The sequence below is a fragment of the Lactococcus protaetiae genome, assembly GCF_006965445.1.
GTDB lineage: Bacteria > Bacillota > Bacilli > Lactobacillales > Streptococcaceae > Lactococcus > Lactococcus protaetiae.
Genome location: NZ_CP041356.1, coordinates 164202 through 188722, shown reverse-complemented (window position 1 = coordinate 188722; position 24521 = coordinate 164202). Strand labels below are relative to the sequence as shown.

The 24521-nt window shown below is 37.3% G+C and carries 16 protein-coding genes and 2 pseudogenes; 14 read left to right on the top strand and 4 right to left on the bottom strand.

The genetic code is table 11. The features are described 5' to 3' along the window. Positions 1-24 precede the first annotated feature (24 nt). The 6 genes and pseudogenes from FLP15_RS00850 (at position 25) to FLP15_RS00825 (ending at position 6042) form a co-directional block, all read left to right on the top strand. Positions 25-516 carry a cysteine hydrolase family protein gene (locus FLP15_RS00850; RefSeq protein ID WP_142765645.1) on the top strand — a complete coding sequence of 164 codons (492 nt, stop codon included), beginning with the start codon at positions 25-27 and terminating at the stop codon, positions 514-516. A 91-nt stretch (positions 517-607) separates the two neighbouring features. Next, positions 608-2059, top strand: coding sequence for a glutamate--tRNA ligase (gene gltX, locus FLP15_RS00845; protein ID WP_142765644.1), 1452 nt, complete (start codon positions 608-610; stop codon positions 2057-2059). Between the two features lie 158 nt (positions 2060-2217). Continuing rightward, positions 2218-3539 (top strand): annotated as a pseudogene (locus tag FLP15_RS00840) (FAD-dependent oxidoreductase). 301 nt (positions 3540-3840) lie between these two features. After that, a complete protein-coding gene (locus tag FLP15_RS00835; RefSeq protein WP_142765643.1) occupies positions 3841-4296 on the top strand; it encodes an RNA polymerase sigma factor in 456 nt (151 codons plus the stop codon). Next, positions 4284-5384 carry an anti sigma factor C-terminal domain-containing protein gene (locus tag FLP15_RS00830; RefSeq protein ID WP_142765642.1) on the top strand — a complete coding sequence of 367 codons (1101 nt, stop codon included), beginning with the start codon at positions 4284-4286 and terminating at the stop codon, positions 5382-5384. The genes FLP15_RS00835 and FLP15_RS00830 overlap by 13 nt, the downstream gene beginning before the upstream one ends. A 160-nt stretch (positions 5385-5544) precedes the next feature. Continuing rightward, positions 5545-6042: an ECF transporter S component gene (locus FLP15_RS00825; protein ID WP_142765641.1), complete on the top strand. Its 498-nt coding sequence runs from the start codon at positions 5545-5547 to the stop codon at positions 6040-6042. 26 nt (positions 6043-6068) lie between these two features. On the opposite strand, the gene FLP15_RS00820 is transcribed toward FLP15_RS00825, so the two are convergent. Both FLP15_RS00820 and FLP15_RS00815 read right to left on the bottom strand, forming a co-directional pair. Continuing rightward, positions 6069-6776, bottom strand: a complete 708-nt coding sequence (locus tag FLP15_RS00820) for a gamma-glutamyl-gamma-aminobutyrate hydrolase family protein (protein ID WP_142765640.1) — start codon at positions 6774-6776, stop codon at positions 6069-6071. A gap of 1 nt (position 6777) precedes the next feature. After that, complete coding sequence (locus FLP15_RS00815; RefSeq protein ID WP_142765639.1) at positions 6778-9069, bottom strand: Xaa-Pro dipeptidyl-peptidase; 2292 nt, start codon at positions 9067-9069, stop codon at positions 6778-6780. A 287-nt stretch (positions 9070-9356) separates the two neighbouring features. Here FLP15_RS00815 and gla point away from each other — a divergent pair, with 287 nt between their 5' ends. Then, entirely contained in the window at positions 9357-10229 is an 873-nt protein-coding gene (gene gla / locus FLP15_RS00810; RefSeq protein ID WP_142765638.1) for an aquaglyceroporin Gla, read from the top strand. A gap of 412 nt (positions 10230-10641) precedes the next feature. On the opposite strand, the gene FLP15_RS00805 is transcribed toward gla, so the two are convergent. Further along, on the bottom strand, positions 10642-11427 hold the full coding sequence (locus tag FLP15_RS00805; protein ID WP_142765637.1) for a CPBP family intramembrane glutamic endopeptidase: 786 nt from the start codon (positions 11425-11427) through the stop codon (positions 10642-10644). A 307-nt stretch (positions 11428-11734) separates the two neighbouring features. On the opposite strand from FLP15_RS00805, the gene FLP15_RS00800 reads away from it, so the two are divergent. The 7 genes and pseudogenes from FLP15_RS00800 to murC all read left to right on the top strand — a co-directional run bounded on the left by FLP15_RS00800 (position 11735) and on the right by murC (position 23158). Continuing rightward, complete coding sequence (locus FLP15_RS00800) at positions 11735-12514, top strand: CppA N-terminal domain-containing protein (RefSeq protein ID WP_142765636.1); 780 nt, start codon at positions 11735-11737, stop codon at positions 12512-12514. Between the two features lie 101 nt (positions 12515-12615). Then, a complete protein-coding gene (locus FLP15_RS00795) occupies positions 12616-13572 on the top strand; it encodes a serine hydrolase domain-containing protein (RefSeq protein ID WP_142765635.1) in 957 nt (318 codons plus the stop codon). A 417-nt stretch (positions 13573-13989) separates the two neighbouring features. After that, entirely contained in the window at positions 13990-15318 is a 1329-nt protein-coding gene (locus FLP15_RS00790) for an amino acid permease (protein ID WP_142765634.1), read from the top strand. A 31-nt stretch (positions 15319-15349) separates the two neighbouring features. Further along, a pseudogene (locus tag FLP15_RS00785) lies at positions 15350-16392 on the top strand (3-deoxy-7-phosphoheptulonate synthase). An 806-nt stretch (positions 16393-17198) separates the two neighbouring features. Then, complete coding sequence (locus FLP15_RS00780; protein ID WP_142765633.1) at positions 17199-20303, top strand: DEAD/DEAH box helicase; 3105 nt, start codon at positions 17199-17201, stop codon at positions 20301-20303. A gap of 344 nt (positions 20304-20647) precedes the next feature. Then, on the top strand, positions 20648-21250 hold the full coding sequence (locus FLP15_RS00775) for a hypothetical protein (RefSeq protein WP_120772446.1): 603 nt from the start codon (positions 20648-20650) through the stop codon (positions 21248-21250). A gap of 576 nt (positions 21251-21826) precedes the next feature. Beyond that, entirely contained in the window at positions 21827-23158 is a 1332-nt protein-coding gene (gene murC, locus FLP15_RS00770) for a UDP-N-acetylmuramate--L-alanine ligase (protein WP_142765632.1), read from the top strand. Between the two features lie 843 nt (positions 23159-24001). Here the strand turns inward: murC and argR are convergent. Beyond that, a complete protein-coding gene (gene argR, locus FLP15_RS00765) occupies positions 24002-24460 on the bottom strand; it encodes an arginine repressor (protein ID WP_120772444.1) in 459 nt (152 codons plus the stop codon). Between the last annotated feature and the right edge of the window lie 61 nt (positions 24461-24521).

The window sequence follows — 24521 nt, the reverse complement described above, 5'->3', positions numbered from 1 at the left end:
TTTTTTATTTGAAAGGAGTGTGTGATGGTACAAGATATTTTATTTGTGATTGATTTGCAAAACGATGTGTGCGATGGAATTTATCGTAGAGAGGAACTACTGGCTCAAGTGAATGAGCGGATTGCGCTTTATCGAAGGGTGGGTCGACCTATTTTATTTATTCAGCATAATGATCCTTGGCTTGAAAAGGGAAGCAGTGAGTGGCAATTGGTGGATAGCCTTGATGCGCGTGAAGTTGATTTATATATGGACAAAACGCACGCAAATGGTTTTTATCATACGCCTCTCCAAGAGTTGTTGACTGATTTACAAGTTGAAAGTATTGAGTTTTGTGGCGCTCAAACGGAGTTTTGTGTGAATAGTACATTGGTTTTCGCTCATGGTTTGGGCTATCGAAACTTTATGCAACATGGTGCGACTTCGACTTTTGATCATCAACAGATGACTGCCCAGACTACGATTGATTTCTATGAGCAACATCTTTGGGAACATCGTTTTCTTGAATTTATGGATTAGTTGCATTTTTCCAATGCATCTTAATTTGTGGTAAAATAGATTTGATTGATGGTATTATAGACTATAAAAATTTACAGGAGAAAAAACTGAAATGTCAGACAAAATTCGCGTTCGCTACGCACCGTCACCAACAGGACTTTTACACATAGGTAATGCTCGTACTGCTCTTTTTAACTATCTTTTTGCTCGTCATCATGGGGGTGATTTTATTATCCGTATTGAAGATACTGACCGTGAAAGACATGTTGAAGACGGGGAACGTTCACAGCTTGAAAATCTCCGCTGGCTAGGGATTGATTGGGATGAAAGTCCTGAGACTCATGAAAATTATCGCCAGTCTGAGCGCCTTTCTTTATACCAAAAATATATAGACCAACTTCTTACTGAAGGGAAAGCTTACTACTCATACAAGACACCCGAAGAGCTTGAAGCTGACCATGAAAAACAAGAAGCGGCAGGAATTCCACCGCATTATATCAATGAATATGCAGGGATGAATGCGTCAGAAAAAGAAGCTTATATCGCTGAACGTAAAACTCAAGGAATTACGCCTGTTGTCCGTATTTCTGTAAATGAAACAGCAATTTACAAATGGAATGATATTGTCAAGGGTGATATTGAGTTTGAGGGTGGAAATATAGGCGGAGATTGGGTTATCCAAAAACGTGATGGTTATCCAACTTATAATTTCGCTGTTGTTGTTGATGATCATGATATGCAAATTTCGCATGTGATTCGTGGAGATGACCATATTGCTAATACTCCAAAACAACTGGTGGTTTATGAAGCGCTTGGCTGGGAAGCTCCACGGTTTGGTCATATGACTTTGATTATTAACTCTGAAACAGGGAAAAAATTGTCAAAACGTGACACAAATACTTTGCAATTTATTGAGGATTATCGTAAAAAAGGTTATATGTCTGATGCGATTTTCAACTTTATTGCTTTACTTGGTTGGAATCCTGGAGGGGAAAAAGAAATCTTCTCTCGTGCGGAATTGATTGAACTTTTTGATGAAAAACGTTTGTCTAAATCTCCAGCAGCTTTTGATCAAAAGAAATTGGACTGGATGGACAATGAATACATCAAGAATGCAGATTTTGCTGATGTTTTTGCGCTCACTAAACCATTTCTTGAAGCAGCGGGACGACTAGATAACCATGCAGAAGAGTTGGTTAAACTTTACCAACCGCAAATGAAATCAGCAGATGAAATTGTGGAATTGACAGAACTTTTCTATGGAGATTTTCCTGAGTTGACAGAGGAAGCACGAGAAATGCTTGCTGCTGAGACGACACCAGTTGCTCTGAATAGTTTCCGAGCAAAATTGGCAGAACTTGATGAGGCAGATTTTACTGCTGAAAATATCTTCCCATTATTTAAAGCGACTCAAAAGGAAACAGGGGTCAAGGGAAAAATGCTTTGGATGCCAATCCGTATTGCTGCATCTGGCTCAATGCACGGTCCAGAATTGCCAGAAACAATTGCCCTTCTTGGTAAAGCAAAAGTACTAGCACATTTAGATGCAGCATTGAACAAGTAATGCGCTTTGCTTTGTAGATGAAGAAGATTTTAATGATGAAATATAAAAACGCTTTTTGGCGTTTTTTTGCTTAATACGAAATAATCGTAAACAAAATATTTCTTAAATGATTCAAATTATTATAAAATGGTTTCAGAAAAATAAGAAAAGGGTCAATTATGGAAACGAAAACTTTTAAAAATGTCATTATTGGTTTTGGAAAAGCAGGACGTGCATTAGCAAAATCACTGTCTCAACATGGTGAGGATGTCGTTATTATTGAGCGAGATCAAGCAATGTATGGGGACACTTGTCCAAATGTTGGATGTGCGCCATCGAAGACATTGATTGTCGCAGGTCACAAAAATATGGATTTCAAAGAGGCGATGGCAACAAAGTACAAAGTCCGAGAAATGCTTCATAATGGTGCTTATCATGGTGCTGCTGATGAACCGCTTGTTTCTGTGATTGATGGAATTGCACGATTTATTAATCAACATACGATTGAAGTGGACAATCATGGGGAAATTTCGAGAGTGACTGGTGAGCGAATCTTTATCAATACTGGTGCTACGCCAGTTATTCCTGAAATTGCAGGGATTCATGAAGCGAAGAATGTAGTGACATCGGAAGGTGCGATGGATTTAGATTCATTGCCAGAGCATTTGGTAATTATTGGAGCGGGATATATTGGTTTAGAATTTGCTGGAATGTTTAATAAATTTGGCTCTAAAGTTACGATTCTTGAACCTCATGAGACTTTTTTGCATAAGGAAGATAGAGATGTGGCAGAAAGTATTTTGAATGATTTGATAGAGAGTGGAGTAGAAGTTCATCTTGGTGTTGCTATTGATAAGATTACAGATGACAGCGTTATGGCTGGTGGAAAAAGTTATCCAGCAAACAAAGTACTTGTTGCAACTGGACGTAGACCTAATATCTCTGAATTAAAGCTTGAAAATGCAGGTGTTGCTCTTTTGGATAATGGCTATATCAAGGTTGATGATACGCTTAAAACAAGCAGTGATAATATTTGGGCGCTCGGAGATGTTCGGGGAGGTGGACAATTTTATTATCTGTCAACGGATGATTTTCGGATTGTGAACAATCAATTATTTGGTGACGGGTCAAGATTGTTGAGTGATCGGACGATTGTGCCTTATTCTGTTTTTATCACACCGACTTTATCGCGTGTTGGTTTGGATGAACAGGAAGCGAAGCGGTTGGGGTAGATTATCGTTTGTTTAAGATGGCGGCGGCACCAATTGTTAAGACAAAAGTTGTGCAAGAGATGCGAGGATTATTGAAAGCTCTTGTAGACCCTGAAACAGATGAAATTTTGGGAGCGACACTCTATCATGAGGATTCACATGAGGTGATTAATCTGGTAAGTTTAGCGATGAAGATGCACACTCCATATACTGTTTTGCGTGACCAAATCTTTACTCATCCCACAATGGGTGAAGGCTTAAACGATTTGTTTCAAAATGAAGTAAAATAATTTTTGTAAGTATACTGACAGCTTTCTGTCAGTATTTTTTATCGAAGTAAGTGTGTCCGACTAAATTCAGTGGTGAGTTGCCCTTTTATCAGTCGCTTTATCGACTAGAGAAAATGAACAAATGTTTTACGAAACTCTCACTGAATAAGTCTTGACTTCATTTGATAATATCAACTTCATGCAGTGATTTGTAAAAAAATCTGATAAAATGAAAATAAATTGTAACCGTTTTAATTATTGTTCGTTATATAAGTGAAAGGAGGTGAGGGAGCTGGAGCTTCAGGAATACGAGGATATACTGATGGTTTATGCGATAGAAGTGACAAAATGGCTAGTCTTACAAGGAATCAAACCAGAAGAGGCGCAGGATACTGTGCAGGATGTTTTTGTTAAAATGCTTGAGCTTGACCTCATTATCCCACCATCAAAGTTGCGTTCTTGGATGTATCGAGTGTCACTAAGGAGCTACATTGATCATTATCGTCGAGATAAAAGGTATCAAGAAATCTTGTCAGCGCTGACAGAGGAATTATCAGTACTGACAGAAACATCTCCTGATTTACATCCTTTCTTAGCGAGGTTGAAAGTTACTGACAGAAAACTTTTGGAGCATTTTTATTATGAGGGACTGTCTGTTAAAGATTTGTCAGTGCTGACAGGATATTCTGTCAGTAAAATTAAGATTGATTTGTACCGCGCACGAAAAAAATTGAAAAAAATATTGTTAGAAGAAGGTTATGATGAATGGAAAATTTAGATAAAGAATTCAAAAAATTAGTCAAACAGACCAAAAAGCGTCGGCGTTGGGTGGGAGTAGGGATTTCACTATTGGCGACAGGAGTGGTTGTTGTGGGTGCTGTCTTTGCACGAAATGTATATGTGAAACAGGCACTGGAGCAGGAGGCTGTCAAAGCCAATATTGCCTATGAAACGCAAAATCCAAATGTTATTACTAATGTAACGGGACAAACGTTGGGTTTTCTTGGAGGGAGTTATACAACAGAAAATTATAAAAATGTGGATGGCTATCTGGTTTCGATCGGTGGGAATACGGTAAGTTATGGGCAAATGCTTGAGGAAAACAAAGATACATATAATGGCGGTACGTGGCTATCTTCATCGGTGAATAGCAATATCGGAGATGGTGTGTTTTTTAAGAATGGGCAAAAGCAACCTAGTTTTTATAGTCCAACTGCCGAAAATAATTATCTATTAAATGGTGGAAAGGGAGCTCCTCAAGAATTAAGAACCTTGACAAAATTACCGAATCATTTGGCAGAAGTTGCGATTACTTTTGATAAGGCCTATACTTACAAGGAAATTCAGCGTATGATTCCTCAAAATTTATTGATTAACTGGTGTTTGCTTGCAACTGACGATAAAACGGCGAATATCGGAGGTTCAAATTTATATATTGGCTTGAGTACGAATGTAGATAATTATAGTAAAGGTGAGCCAAGTTATGATGAGGCCACAGGGAAATTAAATTCACAAGATGAGCGGAAAATATTAGGAGCCACCACAACAAATACGATTTACGGACTGGATGATAAGCTCTATGGTGATTTTGTTGCAGCGATTAAGAAAGCGAATACGATTTCTGACTTTACTGCATTAGGCTTTGGTTCTGGCACAGGACCTGATGATGTAAAAATGTATTACCCTTACCGAGATGCTCTCAAGCAAGTCAAGCAACACCCAACGCTTGCTACAGCAAAATTCGCGGGAGTAATATTAACAGGACGAACGGAGAACTTTGCTCAACTTAGTGAGAAATCATGGATTTATGCAAGTAGTGTTGGAGCGACTACCGAGGTGCTCCCCTATCTTGAACCTATCACATGAAAAGAAAAGCTGATAATTTCAGCTTTTTTGTAATGCACCTATTGAAAGGAGGCAAGGAGTAACTGTAATCAGTGTGGCATAGTGGTATTTCTTTGCTATGAAATCAACTCTGGCATCACTTGACTGTTGATTTTTACAATGAATTAGCTATAATAAAACAATGAGAAAAAAATTAGTGTATCGCTTGGCAATCATTGCAATATTGGCAGCCTTGAGTTCGGCTTTGAGAATTTGGATGGCTGCTTTTCCTAATGTCAAACCAATTACGGCAATGTTTTTTGCTTTTGCAATCGTACTAGGATTATCAGATAGTTTATGGATTATGGCGCTTACGATGTTAGCGACAGGTTTATTATTAGGATTTTCACCACTAGTCTTGGGACAGATTATTGTTTATGCGATTATTATTGTTATCTTTAAGGGTCTGTCAGTACTGACAGACAATATTTGGTTTTTGTCAGCACTGACAGCGCTGCTTGCGATGATATTTGGGGTATTGATTAGTTTTATATCAGGTATGATTTACGGTTTTGGTGCAGGAGGGTTTGTTGGTTACTGGCTTGCAGGGTTACCTTTTGATTTAGCTCATGCTATTTCGACTTTTATCTTTTTCCCAATCGTTATGCTTATTTTACGTCGAATAAAAACACTCAAATAGAGTGTTTTCTTATTATTCTTAAAAACTTATAATTCTTCTGCGAAATACCTAAAAATTTCCTTATCAAAATGTTCAGTTTGCCAAGTACATTCAGGATGCCATTGAACAGCCAAGATTCGCTTATTGGTATTTTCGATTGCCTCTACAAATCCATCGGTCGCGTGGGCAATGGCCGTTAAATCTTGACCTAAATCTTTAATGACCTGATGATGAAAAGAGTTAACTAGATACTCTTCTGGAAGAAATCCAAGACTGCTGTTCTTTTTTATAGTAACATGATGTGTCGGGATTTCTTGTGGTGTTGGACTTTGACGATGTTTGATATCGCTTGAAGTTTGGCTTAAATCTTGGTAAAGTGTACCACCAAAATAAACATTAAGGAGTTGTAAACCACGACAAACGCCGAGGATAGCTTTATTTTCGTTAATGGCAGCTTTTACTGCTGCCAATTCAAAAGCATCACGGCTTGGGTCAGTTGTTTCTAATTTTTGATGTGGTTCTTCGTGGTAAAAACGTGGAGCAATATCAGCGCCACCAGTTAGGACAATTTTATCTACGAGTTTCATATATTTTTCAGCATTTTCGGGCTGGTCAACAGGTAAGATAATGGCAGTATGTCCTAAATCTTGAAAAACATCAATAAAAGACTGACGAGTATAACTTACTTTATTCCACCAAAAAGGAGAACGTTCTATTACATTATAAGGAGTTCCTAAGATTCCAATAATAGCCATATTATTTTTTCTCACTTTCTACGGGAATGATAAGTTTTGAATGAGATAAATCAATATCATAAGTCACATCACGATTATCTCGAACGGTATGTTCAAAATCAGTACTGTAAAGAATAACCCTTAATTTATCAGATTTTTCTAAATGATAAATTGTTGGTTGGAGGCTAAATTTTACAGTCATCCATTCGTCACTGCTTACAGAAGTTGTTGTCATCAAATTCTCATTTTGTAAGTTCAAAAATCCTTTAGTGATGACTTGATAAGGACTACTGGTCAGTGGTAATTCAAGGAGGTCATCTAGCATGAAATTCCGTCCACGGTCAAGCACTTTTAAATCTTTAATGCGAGCCTTATCCTCTAGACGTTTTGTCTCACCAAAATCTAAAATTTGTGCTGAAAGCAATCCTTTAGTATCATTTATTTTTAATGTTACTTCTAAATCGATAGGACCATTAACAGTCAGTGCTGATGGAAGTTCTATATCAATGACAGTAGCATTGGCACGATTTTCAAATAAATCTTTTTTGAATACATTGAAATCTTTACTGTATTTATTGAAAGTTTCATCATCATAATGATTTTGAAATTGGGCAAATGACACAGCAGTTTTACCAAGAGGTATTTGAACGCTGTCAGTAGCACCAAAGTCTGAAAGTGTTGTCCAACTTTGTTCCTTAGAATTTTCTTGCAAAATAATTGGAGGGAGATTCAAATTCAAATCTTTACCTAATAATTTTGCCACAAAGTAACTATTAATTGTTTCTGAAAAATCAATAGATTGCCAAGAATTAATATAAATATGTGCTCCACGATGTAAGAAAGCATGCTTTACATGCCTTTTAGGCAAGGCTTTCCAGAAATTATAAGCTTGTTCAGGGGTAACATTCCAGTCCTGCAAGCCATGTACGATTAAAACATCTGCTTTAACTTTATCCGCATAAGTAAGATAATTACGATTATGCCAAAATTGACTGTAATCTCCAGACTCACGATTTAAGGCATGAGTCATATCAGAAAGCGACTTAACATACTGTTCATTTCCTTTTAAGAAATCAGAGGCATCAAGGTTACGAGAGTAAGTGAGTGCAGCTAAAACATCTAAATCCTCCCCAGGAAATCCGCCAGGTGAACGAACAAGCCCATTTTCACGATAATAATTGTACCAAGAACTAATGCCTGCTTCAGCGAGAATAACTTCAAGCCCATCAACACCAGTTGTTGCAGCACCATAAGCCATCGTACCGAGATACGATTTTCCTGTCATTGCTACTTTGCCGTTTGCCCAAGTTGCTTTTATTTCGTGAGTTTTTTTACGGGAAGTAAAAGCACGAGCGCGACCATTGAGCCAGTTGATAACTGCAGTCATACTGTAGATTTGTTGATAATCACCAGAGGTTTGGAAACCATCAGAGCCACGGGTTCCAACACCTGCTACATAAATAGAAGCGAAACCACGAGCTAGAAAGTAATCATTCAGAGAGTAAGTCCAACCATGACTAAAATGATAAGGAGCACCATCTACAACAGGTTTCTCATTATTCTTATAATCTTCACATTCTGGAAGTTGATTGTTTACGGTTATCTCACAGTTCTCTTTTTCTTTAAGAGGGACATTCATGTCATGGAGTGCTAAATCATTAGCTTTTTCATTCGTACCTAGATGATAAGGGCTCGCAGTCATGATGGTGGGAAGTTTGTGTTCGGAAATTGGGCGAATGATTTGAACTTTGATAAGGTCATAAGTTCCACGATGCTCAGTATCAACTGGACTTTCAACCCAAATAATTTCGCGCTTGAGCTGAGTGGTGTCAAAAGTTGCGAGGGACTTGTCATTAAAAAAATGGTACTGATTATCAGTTGGGAGAAGACCCTCTGAAACCCAGTGTTCAACAAGTGTCATCCCATTTTTACGACGAGTGCATAAAAGAAGATAACAAGCAGAAATCAGATGTTCAGTATTTATCTCTGCATCAACTTGGGGAAGATTGAGTGATTTCGCAAATTCAGTAGCTTTTCCTACTTCAAAGTCAAAATTTGCTGTAAAATCGAGAAGTTGCAGGGCTAAAGTCCAAAAAATTTCCCAATCTAAAGATTGCTCAGATTTTAGGAATTGGAGAATATCCATCTCTAGTGTCGCTTGAAGTACAGTCAAATCAATAGGACTTTGAATCAAAAAATCTTTTAAAATCTTTTTTTCGTCCCAAAAAACAGACCATCGAAAACCGAGTTGGTCTAATTCATTTAATTTCTCATCAAAATTTTTTTCAACAATCGAAAAATGATTAAATCGCATACAAATAACCCCCTATTTATTATCAGTCTTAGAATTATTACAGACCAGTAGCACACTAACTAGCTGGCGCTGAATTTGAGAATGGAACATTAATTCGTTGTTATTGTCCACAAGAAATTAGCGGTACCACCATTCATGATAATTGTTATAATTATAGCAAATTTTCAGGAAATTCGCAGTCGTTAAAGGATATATACCATTCATTGAATATTTGAAGGAGCCTACCTTTTTTGATATAATAGCTGAGGTTATTATATCAAAATTAAATTTCGGAGGACTCCACAAAAATGGATGTTACATGGACAGTGAAATATATCACTGAATTCATCGGAACTGCTCTTCTCATCATTATGGGGAATGGTGCAGTAGCAAACGTTGAACTTAAAGGGACTAAAGCGCATGCGCAATCTTGGATGATTATTGGTTGGGGATATGGTCTTGGTGTAATGTTGCCAGCTATCGCTTTTGGTAATGTTACTTCACAAATTAACCCAGCGTTTACGCTTGGACTTGCAGCTTCAGGACTTTTTCCTTGGGCACATGTTGCTCAATACATTATTGCGCAAGTTTTAGGGGCAATTTTTGGTCAATTATTGATTGTTATGGTTTATCGTCCATACTATCTTAAAACAACAAACCCAAACGCTATTCTCGGTACATTCTCAACAATTGATAATGTAGATGACAATGACGAAAAAACACGCATGGGTGCAACAATTAATGGTTTCTTGAATGAATTCGTGGGTTCATTTGTCCTTTTCTTCGGAGCGATTGCTGCAACTAATATCTTCTTCGGTAGTCAATCAATTACTTGGATGACAAACTATGCAAAACAACAAGGAGCAAATGTTGCTTCATCGGATACAATCAATCAAATCTGGGCTTCAGTTTCAGGAGCTTCAGCCTCTAAAATGATTGCTCATTTATTCCTCGGTTTCCTTGTTATGGGACTTGTTGTTGCACTTGGAGGACCTACAGGTCCAGGACTTAACCCTGCGCGTGACTTTGGACCACGTTTGGTTCACAGCATTTTACCAAAATCAATTCTTGGAGAATCTAAAGGTTCATCTAAGTGGTGGTATGCATGGGTTCCAGTCGTGTCACCAATTCTCGCAGCACTCGCAGCTGTTGCCATCTTTAAAATGCTTTATCTTAAATAAAGTCAAGACTTATTCGGTGGGAGTTTTAACTCCCCACTGAATTTAAGGTACAACCTCTAGGTGTAACAACTAAGCGACCTGTATGCAACAGTCTGCTTAACATCTTCGATATGAGGTCACACCTCCGCTTCACTTCGTTATCCATTCGCTCTAAGCGACTGAAGTCGCAAGGCGAAGTGGTCTTGTCCAAGAAGCCTAGGCGCTAAAAGCGCCAACGCCCTATGGAAGTCGGGCGAAATTCAAAGTTGCTACTTCGACTAGGCACGTTCGTGCCGTAGCGAGAATCGACAGCGCAGTGAAACGGAGATAGAGCGAATGGACAGCGTAGCGAAGCGGAGATAGTCCTATCTATAGGAGATGAAGCACGCACTCACTTCGATAAAATAAAAGCTGTTCATATTGAACAGCTTTTTCATTTGAGAAGAAATGCGACGAGAATACCAAAAAGATTCCAAAGCATATGAATGCTCATATTGAGATAAAAGTTGCGATATTTGGCATAAAAACTAGTTAAAATAAGACTCATTAAACCGTAAGTCAACCAACTGTAGAGGTCTGTTGGACCGTGCATATATGCAAAGAGGAGCATCGCAACAAGAAAAGCAATATTTCTGTGCTTTTTGAAGACAATTTCAAAAATCCCCACTCGATAGGTTAATTCTTCAAAGAAGCCTGCTGCAACAGTTTGTATTACAAATATTGCCACAGGAATCAATTTTTGAAGCTGATTCAGAGCCTCTTGATTTGCCGTATCGGGACTTTGACGGATGAGTTGAGCAATGATACCAGTCAGGATAGAAGCAAGAAATAAAAGAGCAAATCCAGTTAATAATTTTGTTATTGAGAAGTACTTCCAATTGAATTTCGGGATAATATCTGTTTTTCTTGCAATAAAATAAGAAAAACCAAGTGAGAGCAGAAAGATAAGATAAAAGATAATATTATCTAGTACTGAAAAAGGTGGATGGATACTAAAAAATGTTGATGTAAATGTAGGAGCAAGAGAGAGTATAAATAGGATGAGCCATTGCCATTTATTATATGCCAAGAGATTGCCGACAATTGATAAAACAACAGCCGTAGTAATAAATGAAGTGAGATGATGAGGGGCAAAGAGCAATGAAAAAATTACAGCAAGAAGGACGACCGGAAAGGCGCGAAATTTAGAGAACTGTTGGAGTTTATCTTTACTAATCATGCACATATTGTATCATACTTCAATAAATGACGAGTAAATCTTTGATAATTTTCGAGAAATTTGCGAAAATAGGAATACATATGTTATGAGATTGTATTGGTCTTTTCTGAACGGTATGAGTGTGATATTGTACTAAATATGCTTTTGGCGCATGCTAGTCTTGCTTTAAAATCTGATGGATTTTTATGTTACGGACTTTTGAGCATCTATACGTTAGAGGTTCATTCGTTCTAAGCTACTAACTAATAGATAGCAAGACGAAGCGACTTGTTCTATCATGAGAGATTAAATATAACTGGAGGAAACAATGAGTGAGATAATAAATAGTATCGTCGCTTTCCAACCTGTATATCGTGTTCTTCATCGTGAGGAAAATCTGGATTTTTTCCGTGATGTGCTCGGATTGAAAGTTCTAATGGAAGAGGGTGCGATGGTGTGGTTAGGTGGACATGAGGAGAAACTTGACCGTTTTCAATTGGAAGAGTCACCAGGCTTGCGCTCTGTCAATGGATATAAAAAACATTCACGTACAGTAATCAAAGCTGCTGCATCTGAGATTGAGCAACTTTTGGCACGTGATTTGGAAAAAGTAGATAAGCTTTATCGTGGCAAAGCTGGCTATACTTTTGAAGCAGTATCTCCTGAAAATGATGTATTTTTGGTAACCGCGGAAGAACTGACAGACTTGTCAGCACTGACAGAAATCGAAAAAAATGAAGTTAGTTTTGTCAAAGATGAAAACTTTAAAGGCTTGTCAGATTTTGCGATTAGTGAGATAGATTTGAATGTAGCTGATAACGAGATTATTGAATTTTATGAATCCGTTTTTTCGATGAAAACTACTGATGGAGTGTTTGATTTTCCTTTTGTTTCGCTGAAGCTGTCAGTGGCTGACGGAGAAGATTTGAGTGCTGCGACAGATGAAACATTTGATTTAGAATTTTTAATCTTTATGATTGATAAAATGTTTGATTTGGAAGCATTTTCGACTCAATTTGAGGATATAGATGGTACTTATTTGGATGCATCAGCAAAGACTTTCTCATTGGAAGTTCCCAGCCATGTTGAACTTTGGTTTGTAAAATAAGCAATTTAAGCTAGTGAAAACTCTGTCAGTGCTGACAGAGTTTATTTATCTACTGACAAGATTTTTGTCATGAAAAAATCTCAGGAAAGGAAGTAGAAAAAATGAGAAATCAACAGCAAGTATTGAAAATGGTTAAGGATTATATTGCTAAAGAAATTTTTCCTGGTGCAAATTTTGCAATTATTGAAAACGAAAAAGTGACAGAATTTGTGCTGGGCAATGCTGCAATTTTACCTAAGGAAGTAGTGCTGTCAGCAGGTGAATACTGGGATTTAGCTTCAGTGACAAAAGTTGTAGGAACAGGTACGGCTGTCATTAATCTTGTTTTTGATGGAGTTTTTGAACTTGATGTTCCAGCTCAGAAATATTATCCAGCATTTGCTGACAGTTCTGTCAGTGTGCGACAATTACTGACACATACGTCTGGCATTAATCCATTTATCCCTCATCGAGACCAGTTATCAGCTGACGAGTTAAAACAGGCAATCAATCATATTCAAGTCACTGACGATAAAAATTTTCATTATACAGACATCAATTTTATCCTACTTGGTTTTATGTTAGAAGAATATTATGGCAAAAAACTAGATGAGATTTTTTTCACTCAAGTTTTTAAAAAATGGGAAATGAATGAGACAACTTTTGGACCTGTTTCTCACGCTGTACCAACGAGCTATGACTTGCCAGTAGGAATTGTCCATGACCCAAAAGCACGCGTTTTAGGAGTGGAATGTGGCTCCGCAGGGCTATTTTCTACGATGTCTGACTTGACTGCTTTTGTTAAAGGATATTTTGCTGAAGAAAAATATATCAAACTGTTGGCTAACTATACTTTAGTCGCAAAAAAGAGGAGTTTGGCTTGGGATTTACCAGCAAAAAGTAATGATTGGCTACTACACACAGGCTATACAGGAACTTTTATTTTGCTCAATCCAAGAGCAAAGAAAGCAGTGATATTTTTATCAAATCGAGTCCACCTAAAAGACGAACGTGAGAAATGGATTAAAGCGCGTGATTTGTTAATAAACCTTTTATTAGAGAATTTATCCGATGAGTAATATCGGATTTTTTATTTTTAAACGGACGAATAGAATCCAAAAAATATCAAAAAAATTAAAATGACTGTATATTGGTAAATTATTGACAAATAAAATAATTTTAACTATACTGAATAAATAATTAAAATTCAGAGGTCTAAAAAATGATTTACGTATACAACACATTTTTCTTGTTGTTTAAGAAGGAGGACTTGCATTAGCCTATTTGGTGAAATGTGTGAGTCCTCTTTGGCGTTAGTCATTTTGAGGACAAGAAGACGTCCTCGGGGCGTCTTTTTTAGTTGCTTAGAACTTTTGTTGCTGTGAGGTGGACGGGAACAAAAGAGCAAGGAGGGAAAAAATTGGAAAAAAAGGGACCCTAAAGATTGAGAAATATCAAATGTTTCAGAGGTTTTTTACGAAGAAGGGGATATATAATTGGAGAATAATCAGGGTTTGAAGAAAAGAATGGCAACACGCCATATAACGATGATTGCACTGGGAGGAGCAATCGGAGCAGGACTATTTAAGGGGAGTGCCTCGGCGATTAGCGTGGCAGGTCCTTCTGTACTAATTGCTTATTTGATTGGTGGATTGGTACTATTTTTTGTAATGAAAAGTTTGGAGAAACTTGTATTGGCTTCAGAGGAACCACATGGCTTATCAGGCTTGGTTCAACCCTATCTGGGTAATCATGCAGCAGACTTTACAGACTGGGTTTATTGGTCACTTTGGATGATTAATATTATTGCGGAAGCAGTTGCAGCAGCAAGCTTTTTGCAACTATGGTTTCCTAATATTCCAGCGTGGATATTTGTATTAATCATCGCGGTATTGACCTCACTCATTAATTTGTATTCAGTTACTTTTTTTGCTGAAACGGAGTATTGGCTTGCGTTTATTAAGATAAGTGTCATTATTTTACTTATTATTTTTGGCGTGATTCTGGTGGCTAAGGAGGTGTTCAATACTAATCTAATAGCCACATTTTCTAGGATGAATAATCATGGAGGATTTGCTCCTCATGGAATAAAAGGAGTTATTAATTCCTTACTCATTGTTATTTACTCTTATGGTGGCTCAGAATTGATTGCTATAACAGTTAGTGAAACAGAGAATCCAAAAGTAGCGATTCCAAAAGCAATTCGAGGCGTGATTGGACGGATTATATCGTTTTATATTGTTCCAATGTTTTTATTACTTATCATTTATAACTGGCATACTCTTACTGATTCTTCGATGAGTCCCTTTGTAATGGTGTTTAATAAGATGCATATTCCTTTTGCAGGGGATATTGTCAACTTTGTCATTATCTTAGCACTATTCTCTTCTATCAATTCAGGAATTTATGCTTCTTCAAGAATTTTATTTTTCCGACTAAAGAACAGAAAAGGAAAGCATGTGAGCGCTGTTGCAAAGCTAAATAAACATCAAGTCCCTCAAAGAGCTGTACTCTTTTGTTCAGGAACACTCTATATCGGGGTAGTTTTATCTTATTTTCTTGGAGATAAGTTATTCAATTATTTGGCAGGTTCTCTATCTTATACTGTACTGTTAATTTGGTTCCTCATCAGTAGTGCAGGTTTTGTACTTGCTTGTAAAAATGGGTCACTTTCTGGTAGAAGTATGAGCATATTTGCTCTTGCCGCACTATTTCTGATTTGTATTGGAATTTTATTTACCAATCCTATCGGAGTAACTGTGCTCACTGTAATTCTCTACTTTGTGATTTACATTAGTTATCAAAAAAAGCAAATAAATCAATAATTAAAAAATATTTAGAAAAGCGAGAAAAAGAATGACATTCAAAAAAGTTAGCGCGCAAATTGATGTTGAAGCTGTAAAAGAAATTAACCATCTGAATAGTGAACAACAAGCAAGAAAAGTTAAGCGTGATAAAGAGTTAGAGGCAATTATCAAAGGTGAAGATGACCGTTTGCTCCTGATTATTGGTCCATGTTCGTCAGATAATGAAGAAGCGGTTCTTGAATATGCACGCCGTTTAGCGAAACTTCAAGAAGAAGTTAAAGAGAAAATTTTTATGGTAATGCGTGTTTATACCGCAAAACCTAGAACAAACGGAGATGGCTACAAAGGATTGATTCATGAGCCTGATGCTGATGGACATACAGACCTCATCAATGGAATTAAAATGGTGCGCGACTTGCATTATAAGGTTATTACGGAAACAGGACTCACTACAGCAGACGAAATGCTTTATCCAGAGAACTTGACAATGGTAGATGATTTGGTCAGTTATTATGCAGTAGGAGCGCGTTCGGTTGAAAATCAACAACACCGTTTTGTTGCATCAGGGATTGATGCTCCTACAGGAATGAAAAATCCAACTTCTGGTAATTTGAAAGTGATGTTCAATGGTGTTTATGCTGCACAGCAGTCTCAAGATTTTTTATTTGGACGTGCTGAGGTAGAAACATCAGGTAATCCGCTTGCTCACGTTATTTTGCGTGGAGGTCAAGACGAAAATGGAAAATATCATCCAAACTATTACACAGATAATCTCTTAGAAACAATCGAGATTTATGAAAAGATGAATTTGAAAAATCCATTTATTGTTATTGATACGAATCATGATAATTCTGGTAAAAAATACATGGAACAAATTCGTATTGTACGTCAAACATTGATTAATCGTGATTGGCATGACAAGATTAACAAATATGTACGTGGCTTTATGATTGAGTCCTATCTTGAAGATGGCCGTCAAGATCATCCAGAGATTTTCGGAAAATCTATCACAGACCCTGTCTCGGCTGGGAAAAAACAGAACAATTGGTCAAAGAGATTTATACTACAACTGCGAAAAGTACTGATAAGTAATTAATTCAAACTTATGGAGCAAAATAGCGGAAAAGTGAGTTAAATATTTTAAAGAAAAAGGTGCTTTTGATGGCATCTTTTTATTACTTTTGCTGTTAAATGTAAGTTTGTGAAAAAACATTATTCGCAAAGAATAAGGATTTTTTGGAATACTTAGTGAAAAAAATGTCAAAATATGGTATAATATACGCAAAATTTTGTAATAGATTGTTCAGAATCTCGCGATATTTTATCGAAGTAAGTGCGTGCTAATACTCCGACCTCTTAGGTCGGAGATAAAGCAGCACTATCTCCGTTTCACTGCGCTGTCGATTCTCGCTACGGCACGAACGTGCCTAGTCGAAGTCGCAACTTTGAATTTCGTCCGACTGCCATAGGGCGTTGGCGCTTTTAGCGCCTAGGCTTCTTGGACAAGACCACTTCGCCTTGCGACTTTAGTCGCTTGCGATTTGAACTTGCCACTTTAGTGGCTTAGTGAAATCGACAGCGTAGCAAAGCGGAGATAGAGCGAATGGATAACGAAGTGAAGCGGAGGTGTGACCTCATATCGAAGATGTGAGGTTGTACCTTAAATTCAGTGGTGAATTGCCCTTTTATCAGTCGCTTTAGCGACTAGAGAAAATGGACAAATGTTTTGCGAAACTCCCACTGAATAAGTCTTGACTTCATTTCTTGTTCGAACTAAGCAGGGAACCATGTAAAGCGCGAAGGTTATAACTACCCTAGAAAAGTATGAAACAATTGGGTACTAAGCAGAATTTCTGAATAAACATGACGGATGATTATCGAGGAAAAATAATAAAATTATGAGTAGAATGATGCCAGCTAGGGTGCGAAGTGAAGGAATTGTGCTTTATGCAAAAGGGGGGTTAAATGACCCTATTGAAGCCGATTTTAAACTGAGCGCAGAGATTGATGGCGAGCAAGTGGTATATGATTTGGATGGGGCACAGGACTATTGTTCTTGTGAAGTTTTTCAGCAAAATCATCGCTACTGTAAGCATATTGCAGCGATAGAAGAATATCTAAAAAACAGAGAAACAACTACGGATGCAACTGAAGATAAGGAGCATTTACGACCAGAGAGTTTACTTTACACAGAAAATGTTACTTTTTTGGATGAATTAAATGGGGAAACTCAGCTTAATTTTAGTACAGACCAGTATTCAATTGAGGTTCAGATTGAGGATAATAGTCAGCTTTATGATTATTTCTCAGTGGATTATTTTTTGTATTTTGATATAAGGCTAAAAAGCGAGAAATTGGGGCGTTCTTATGTGATTAAGGATATTCCATATTTTTTACGTGCTTTGAGAAATTTTAGTCAGTATTCTCTGGGCTCTTTACACTATATCAATCTATTTTTCGATAATTTTGATGAAGCAAGTCAAGCATTTTTAAATTTCTTATTAAAAATTGATGATAAAACGGATGAGGCATTTACAAAATCTTTATATATCAAAAATGGACGTTATTTGAATATTCCTTTTCTGTTTCTTGAAGAAGCAATGGATTTGTCAGCAGCGCTTGAAATGTGTCAGCTTAAAATCTCTGGTAAAATGATTAATTATTTTACTTTTGTTCCTTTAGATAGTGACTCAGAGTTGTTTGAGTTTAAAGTTGAAAGTCAGCAAGATTATATTGAGTTAAGTGTGACAGATAAGGACTATCACAATTTTTATGGAAAATCATTATTGTATCACGATCATATTTTCTACAAGGTAAGTCAGGAACAAAGGCGACTTTTAACTGTTTTGGAGCGGAGACTTGCCAATGAAAACCATATTAATTTTTCATATGCTGACAAAGATAAATTAGCGCAGGCATTGCAGCAATTATCTACTTTGGGCCGAATTTCGGCTCCTCGTCATTTTGTCATTAGACCATTTGATGCGATTTTTCGATTTGACCTTACTGACAAACAAACGCTTGCCCTGTCAGTAAAATTTGACTATGGTAATTTTGCGATAGACAGTTTTCATGAACTTGAAACATTGGAGTTTTCTCGTGATTTACGAAAAGAGCAGAAAATTTTTGCAGTGATGGAGCGGTTTGGATTTCCTCGTTCATTTAATTCAAGCTTGACTATTCTGTCAGTACTGACAGAAACTTTCTTTATCAAAATTTTACCAGCTTTTAATAAATTGGGTAAAGTTGAACTTTCGTCAGTACTGACAGAATTAAAAATGGATGAGATTCCTGAGATTCATATTGACAGTAGTGGTGGTTTACTTGATATCTCGTTTGATTTACCACAGGTTGGTGAATCAGAGTTTGCAAACGTGATTGCAAAACTTCAAGAGAATGCGGAATTTTATATTAGTGAGAGTGGAAAATTTTATCATTTTGATGAAAAATTTAAAGCTCTAAAATCAGCGCTCAATGAGTTGGATGAGCAGTTTGTCATCAGTGGAAATACACTTAGAGTCAATGCCAATCGCAGTTTTCAAGTTTCTAAGATTTTTGAGAATGTCAGCGGTGCGTCATTCTCAGAGAAATTTAAGTCCTTCTATGAACATCTCACTCAGCCTGAGACGTTTCCTTATGAAAAGCCAGAGCACATCCGAGCCTCTCTTCGTCCTTATCAAGAAATTGGTGTGCGTTGGATGAGTATGCTGACTCATTATCAGTTAGGAGGAATCCTCGCTGATGATATGGGCTTGGGGAAAACTGTCCAAGCCATCACCTATCTTCTCTCTAACTTAAAAGAAGGTGAAAAAGCATTGATTACCGCGCCAGCGAGTCTGACGTACAACTGGGCAAGTGAATTTGAAAAGTTCACAGACCAGATTAATTTTGTTGTGGTAGATGGCACTAAGATTGAACGTTCAGAACAAATTGCAACAGAGCATCAGATTTATATTACAAGCTATGGTAGCTTTTTGAAAGACTTTGAAGAGTATCAAGACAAAAAGTTAAACTATCTTTTGCTAGATGAAGCGCAGGTAGTGAAAAATTATAGCAGTAAGACCAATAAGTCTTTAACGGCACTTAATGTTGAACATACATTTGCTCTTTCAGGAACGCCACTTGAAAATAGAATTGAAGAAATTTGGGCAATCTTTCAAGTGGTTATGCCTGGGTTTTTGCCAAAACGGGAAAAATTCAATAAAATGTCACCTTCAGTGATTTCAAGATTGATTCAGCCGTTCATCATGCGACGTAAAAAAGAAGATGTTCTTGAAGAATTACCTGAAAAGATGGAAATTACGCTTTATAATAATCTTGCTGATGATCAAAAAGTAATCTATCTTGCTCAACTGGAGCTGATGCAACGCCAAGTGATGCAGATGGATAGTACAGCCTTATCACGTTCGCGAATTGAGATTCTAGCTGGGATTACCAGGCTTCGTCAAATTTGTAATACACCTGCGTTGTTTATGGATGATTACAAAGGAAGTTCAGGAAAATTGGAACGTTTACGAGAGTTACTCGAACAGATTAAAGAATCTGGTCATCGTCCATTGATTTTTTCACAGTTTACCAAAGTTTTTCCTCACATTGAGCGGTTGATGGACCATCTTGAGATGAGTGCTTATAAATTGACGGGCTCTACACCAATCAAGGATAGATTGTCAATGGTTCAAGCTTTTAATGCTGGAAGCCGAGATGCTTTCTTAGTTTCTTTGAAAGCTGGAGGAGTTGGACTTAATTTGACAAGTGCTGATGTTGTGATTTTGATTGATCTATGGTGGAATCCAGCCGTGGAAGAACAAGCAATCGCACGTGCACATAGAATGGGGCAAAAAAATACAGTTGAAGTCATTCGATTGATTACTCAAGGAACAATTGAAGAAAAGATTATGGATATTCAGGAACGCAAAAAAGACTTGATTGCTAATGTTCTTGAAGGTGATGTTGTTGATAAAGCGCTCAGTGAAGCAGAAATTCGTGAAATTCTGGGAGTCTGACTTTAAAAAACTTGAAAATTAAGCTATAATGAATATCGGAACTATACAAATTTTTTCTTTAATACTGTTAAATTTTTAACGAGTATAAATCATGATTTGTGACTGAGAGGACTCAAAATGGTTCGATAGCTGTGATAAATATTGATTTTATATCATGTTATCCATGCGCCAGATGTCCAGTCGTTCTATCTTTGCTTTGACAGCGTAGCTTAGTGCTGCTAAGTTAAACAAATTTTTCAATCAAGTTTTTTGATTAACTATACTGAAATGAACTAAAAATTGTTGCAAATGCTACACATCAGCCTTTTGCAGACTGACTAATTATAAAGAAATAGGACAAAAATATGGTAGAAAGAAGAAGAGTTACATTTCCAGTTATCGGTGATGATGAAGTCCTTCAAAAAGATACTCGTGTAATTCTGAATAATCAGCAATTGCTGACCAGAAATCCGAGTCTTCAAGATGAGGCTTCAATCGGTGGAATGGCGAGTAGTATGCCAAAATCTGAAACAAAACGCCCTGATAATTTTAAGCCTTATAAAGCAAAGACAAGCTTTAGCACTCAACATCGTCCGCTCAACTCCAATCACAGTGGTGTAAGTTCTTACGACAAGATGCCTAAAAAGACAAGTGTTGATGAATCGAAAGAGCGTGCTAAACGTGCAGCGGCAACACTTCCTAAGCCTCCAAAGCAATATGTTTCACCTCTTGAGAGAGATAAGGAAGATTTTACTGTTCGACGTTCAACATCAGCAATTTTGAATAAACGTCCGTTGGTCAATGATAATCCGATTCAGGATATGAAAAAGCAAGGGATGAGCGTATCAGATGCCGTTTCAAGAAGTGGTGGAATGAGAAAATCGACACCACATGGTGGAGCAGTTAATGAAAAAGGAAGTTATTTTGAAAATAAACGTAAAAATATCTTCGACCGTGGAATTGTTTAATGAAGTCAAGACTTATTCAGTGGGAGATTCGACTCACCACTGAATTTAAGGTACAACCTCACATCTTCGATATGAGGTCACACCTCCGCTTCACTTCGTTATCCATTCGCTCTATCTCCGCTTTGCTACGCTGTCGATTTCACTAAGCCACTAAAGTGGCAAGTTCAAATCGCAAGCGACTGAAGTCGCAAGGCGAAGTGGTCTTGTCCAAGAAGCCCAGGCGCTAAAAGCGCAACGCCCTATGGCAGTCGGACGAAATTCAATGCTTAGTGCTGCTTTATCCTCTACCTAAGTAGGGGTATTAGCACGCACTTGCTTTGATAAAAGTAAATAAAAAAGAACTCTGTCAGCAGTAGCTTATAAACCATAAGTGGTAAAAGGTGCGATTGGCAGAGTGAATTTTTGAAAAGATAAATTTCATATGTGTTAAAGACACATTTGAATTTCAAATTTTTGGAAATCCAATAGGATTAGATTGTAAGAAAAGAAGGGAAATTTCTGTAAGCTGCTGACAATAATAACCGTACTGACAGGATATCAAAAAGATTCTGTCAGTAACTTACAGGACATTTTATCATGGAAAAAACATATCATTTTACCGGAATTAAAGGCTCAGGAATGAGCGCACTTGCGCTTATGCTCCATCAAATGGGAAAAAAAGTACAGGGTTCAGATTCAACAGATTATTTCTTTACTCAACGAGGACTTGAGCAAGCTGGCGTACCGCTTTTACCTTTTGATGAAAAAAATATCAAACCTGAGTTTGAATTAATCGCTGGAAATGCTTTTCGAGATGATAACAATGTGGAGATTGCATTTGCACATAAAAATGGCTTTCCTTTCAAGCGCTATCATGAGTTTCTGGGTCACTTCATGGAAGACTTCATAAGTATTGGTGTAGCGGGTGCGCATGGTAAAACTTCAACAACAGGAATGCTGGCGCACGTGATGAGCAATATAGTTGATACTTCTTATCTGATTGGTGACGGTACCGGACGTGGAAATGCAAATAGTAAATATTTTGTTTTTGAATCTGATGAATATGAACGTCATTTCATGCCTTACCATCCAGAATACACGATTATGACCAATATCGACTTTGACCATCCAGATTATTTTGAGGGTATTGAAGATGTCACAGCTGCTTTTCAAGACTATGCTAATAATATCAAAAACGGTATTTTTGCTTATGGAGAAGATGTTAATCTTCGGAAATTAACAGCAAAAGCTCCCATTTACTATTATGGCTTTGAAGCAAATGATGATTATCGTGCAGAAAATTTGATTCGTAGTACACGTGGCTCCTCTTTTGATGCTTATTTCCGTGGACAATTGCTTGGACACTTTGTTGTACCTGCATATGGAAAACATAATGTTTTGAATGCCTTGTCAGTTGTTGCTGTTTGCCATAATTTAGGGCTTGATATGGTTGAAGTTGCAGATCATCTGTTGACTTTCCGAGGAGTAAAACGACGCTTTACTGAGAAGAAAGTTGGTGAGATTATCATCATTGACGATTTTGCACACCATCCAACAGAAATTGAGGCGACACTTGATGCAGCTCGTCAAAAATACCCAGACCGTGAAATAGTTGCAGTTTTCCAACCTCATACATTTACAAGGACAATTGCATTTGCTGATGAATTTGCTGCTGTGCTTGATCATGCTGATACCGTTTACTTGGCACAGATTTATGGTTCCGCTCGTGAAGTTGACCACCATGAAATTACTGCACAAGATTTGGCAGATAAAGTGCGCAAACCAGCGAAGGTTGTCGATCTTGACAATATTTCTCCATTACTTGACCATGATCGTGCGGTTTATGTATTTATGGGAGCAGGGAATATTCAAAAATATGAAATTGCTTTTGAAAAATTGCTTGGACAAATATCAACGAACTTACAATAATGAAATGTCCAAAATAAAGTCAAGGTTTAGTGCTGCTTTATCCCCTACCTACAGAAGTAGGAGGATTGCGACTAGGCGCTTTGCTTTTTGCTCTTACCATTTCGTCTTGCCAGCTTTGCTGGATTATGATTTGAACTTCCGACTTTAGTCGGTTAGTGAAATCGACAGCGGAGCAAAGGGGAGATAGAACGAATGGATAGCGGAGCGAAGCGAAGATGCAGGCTTTAGCAGCTATTTTCGCATGACCCCAGAACATTTGCCCTCTATCTCTAAGTCACTAAAGTGACAAGAATAGAGGTAACGCCAAATGGCAATTAAACGGACAGCGGAGCAACGAAGTTGCAGAGACCGTTCGTAGAACGGCGTGCGAATTACGTAGCGCTTTAGCGAACCATTTTGCCTTGTTGCTTCAGTAACTTAGAGCGAATGGATACCTGTTGTGAATCGACAGCGTAGCCACAAGACGGAGATAGCAAGCACTTGCCTTGATAAAAAATCTATCAGTTCAATGCGATTACCGTGAGCATTGAATTGACGAGTGAAAGACCTGTCAGCATAGCTGATAAGCCTGTCAGTATACTGACAGGCTTTTTTTGACTCATTTTGCGGTAAAATTGATCATTTAACCAAGAAGATAACCAAGAAGAAATAGTACAAATTAGATAAAAATGCTGACAAGATTCTGTCAGTAATTATGAAAAATCCAAGTCACAGGAGGGTGGCTTGGATTAAAGGGGTTTATGAAGAAATTATTTAGGGAGTAAAGACAGTATAAATGTAATCGCTTAAATAAAACTTAAAAAATTAAAAAAAGCGACGACTTTTAAAGACTACAAAATAAATTTAACCAAGCAAGATATATTTTATCTCAGCGGTCAAAACAGTTGCATCTTTTTCAGAAGCACAAATAACAAGTAGAGTATCCGCTCCGGCGAGCGTTCCTAATATATCTTTGCGATTTTCTCTTTCTTCATCAAGCGCATTTGCCAATATATCTGCTTCACCTAATTTTGTACGAATCACGACTAGCGCACCCACAGAAGTTGCAGAAAGGACAAAATTATAAAAATATAAATGCAAATCAGAATGAATCTTCTCATTTCCAGACGTCAAAAGTGAGTAAAAACTCTCGCCTTTATCTCGTTTTTTAATAATATTTAATTTTCTGATATCCCGTGACAAAGTTGCTTGAGTAACTGTCACACCCTCTTTAGCTAACAGGTTTTGTAGCTCTTCTTGGGTCGCTATCTTATTGTTAGTGACGATATCTTTAATAATATTTAATCTTTCGGCTCTTTTCATAGCATAATTATACCATATAATGTTAAATACATTGACAAAATTAGTGTTTTTTCTGTATAAT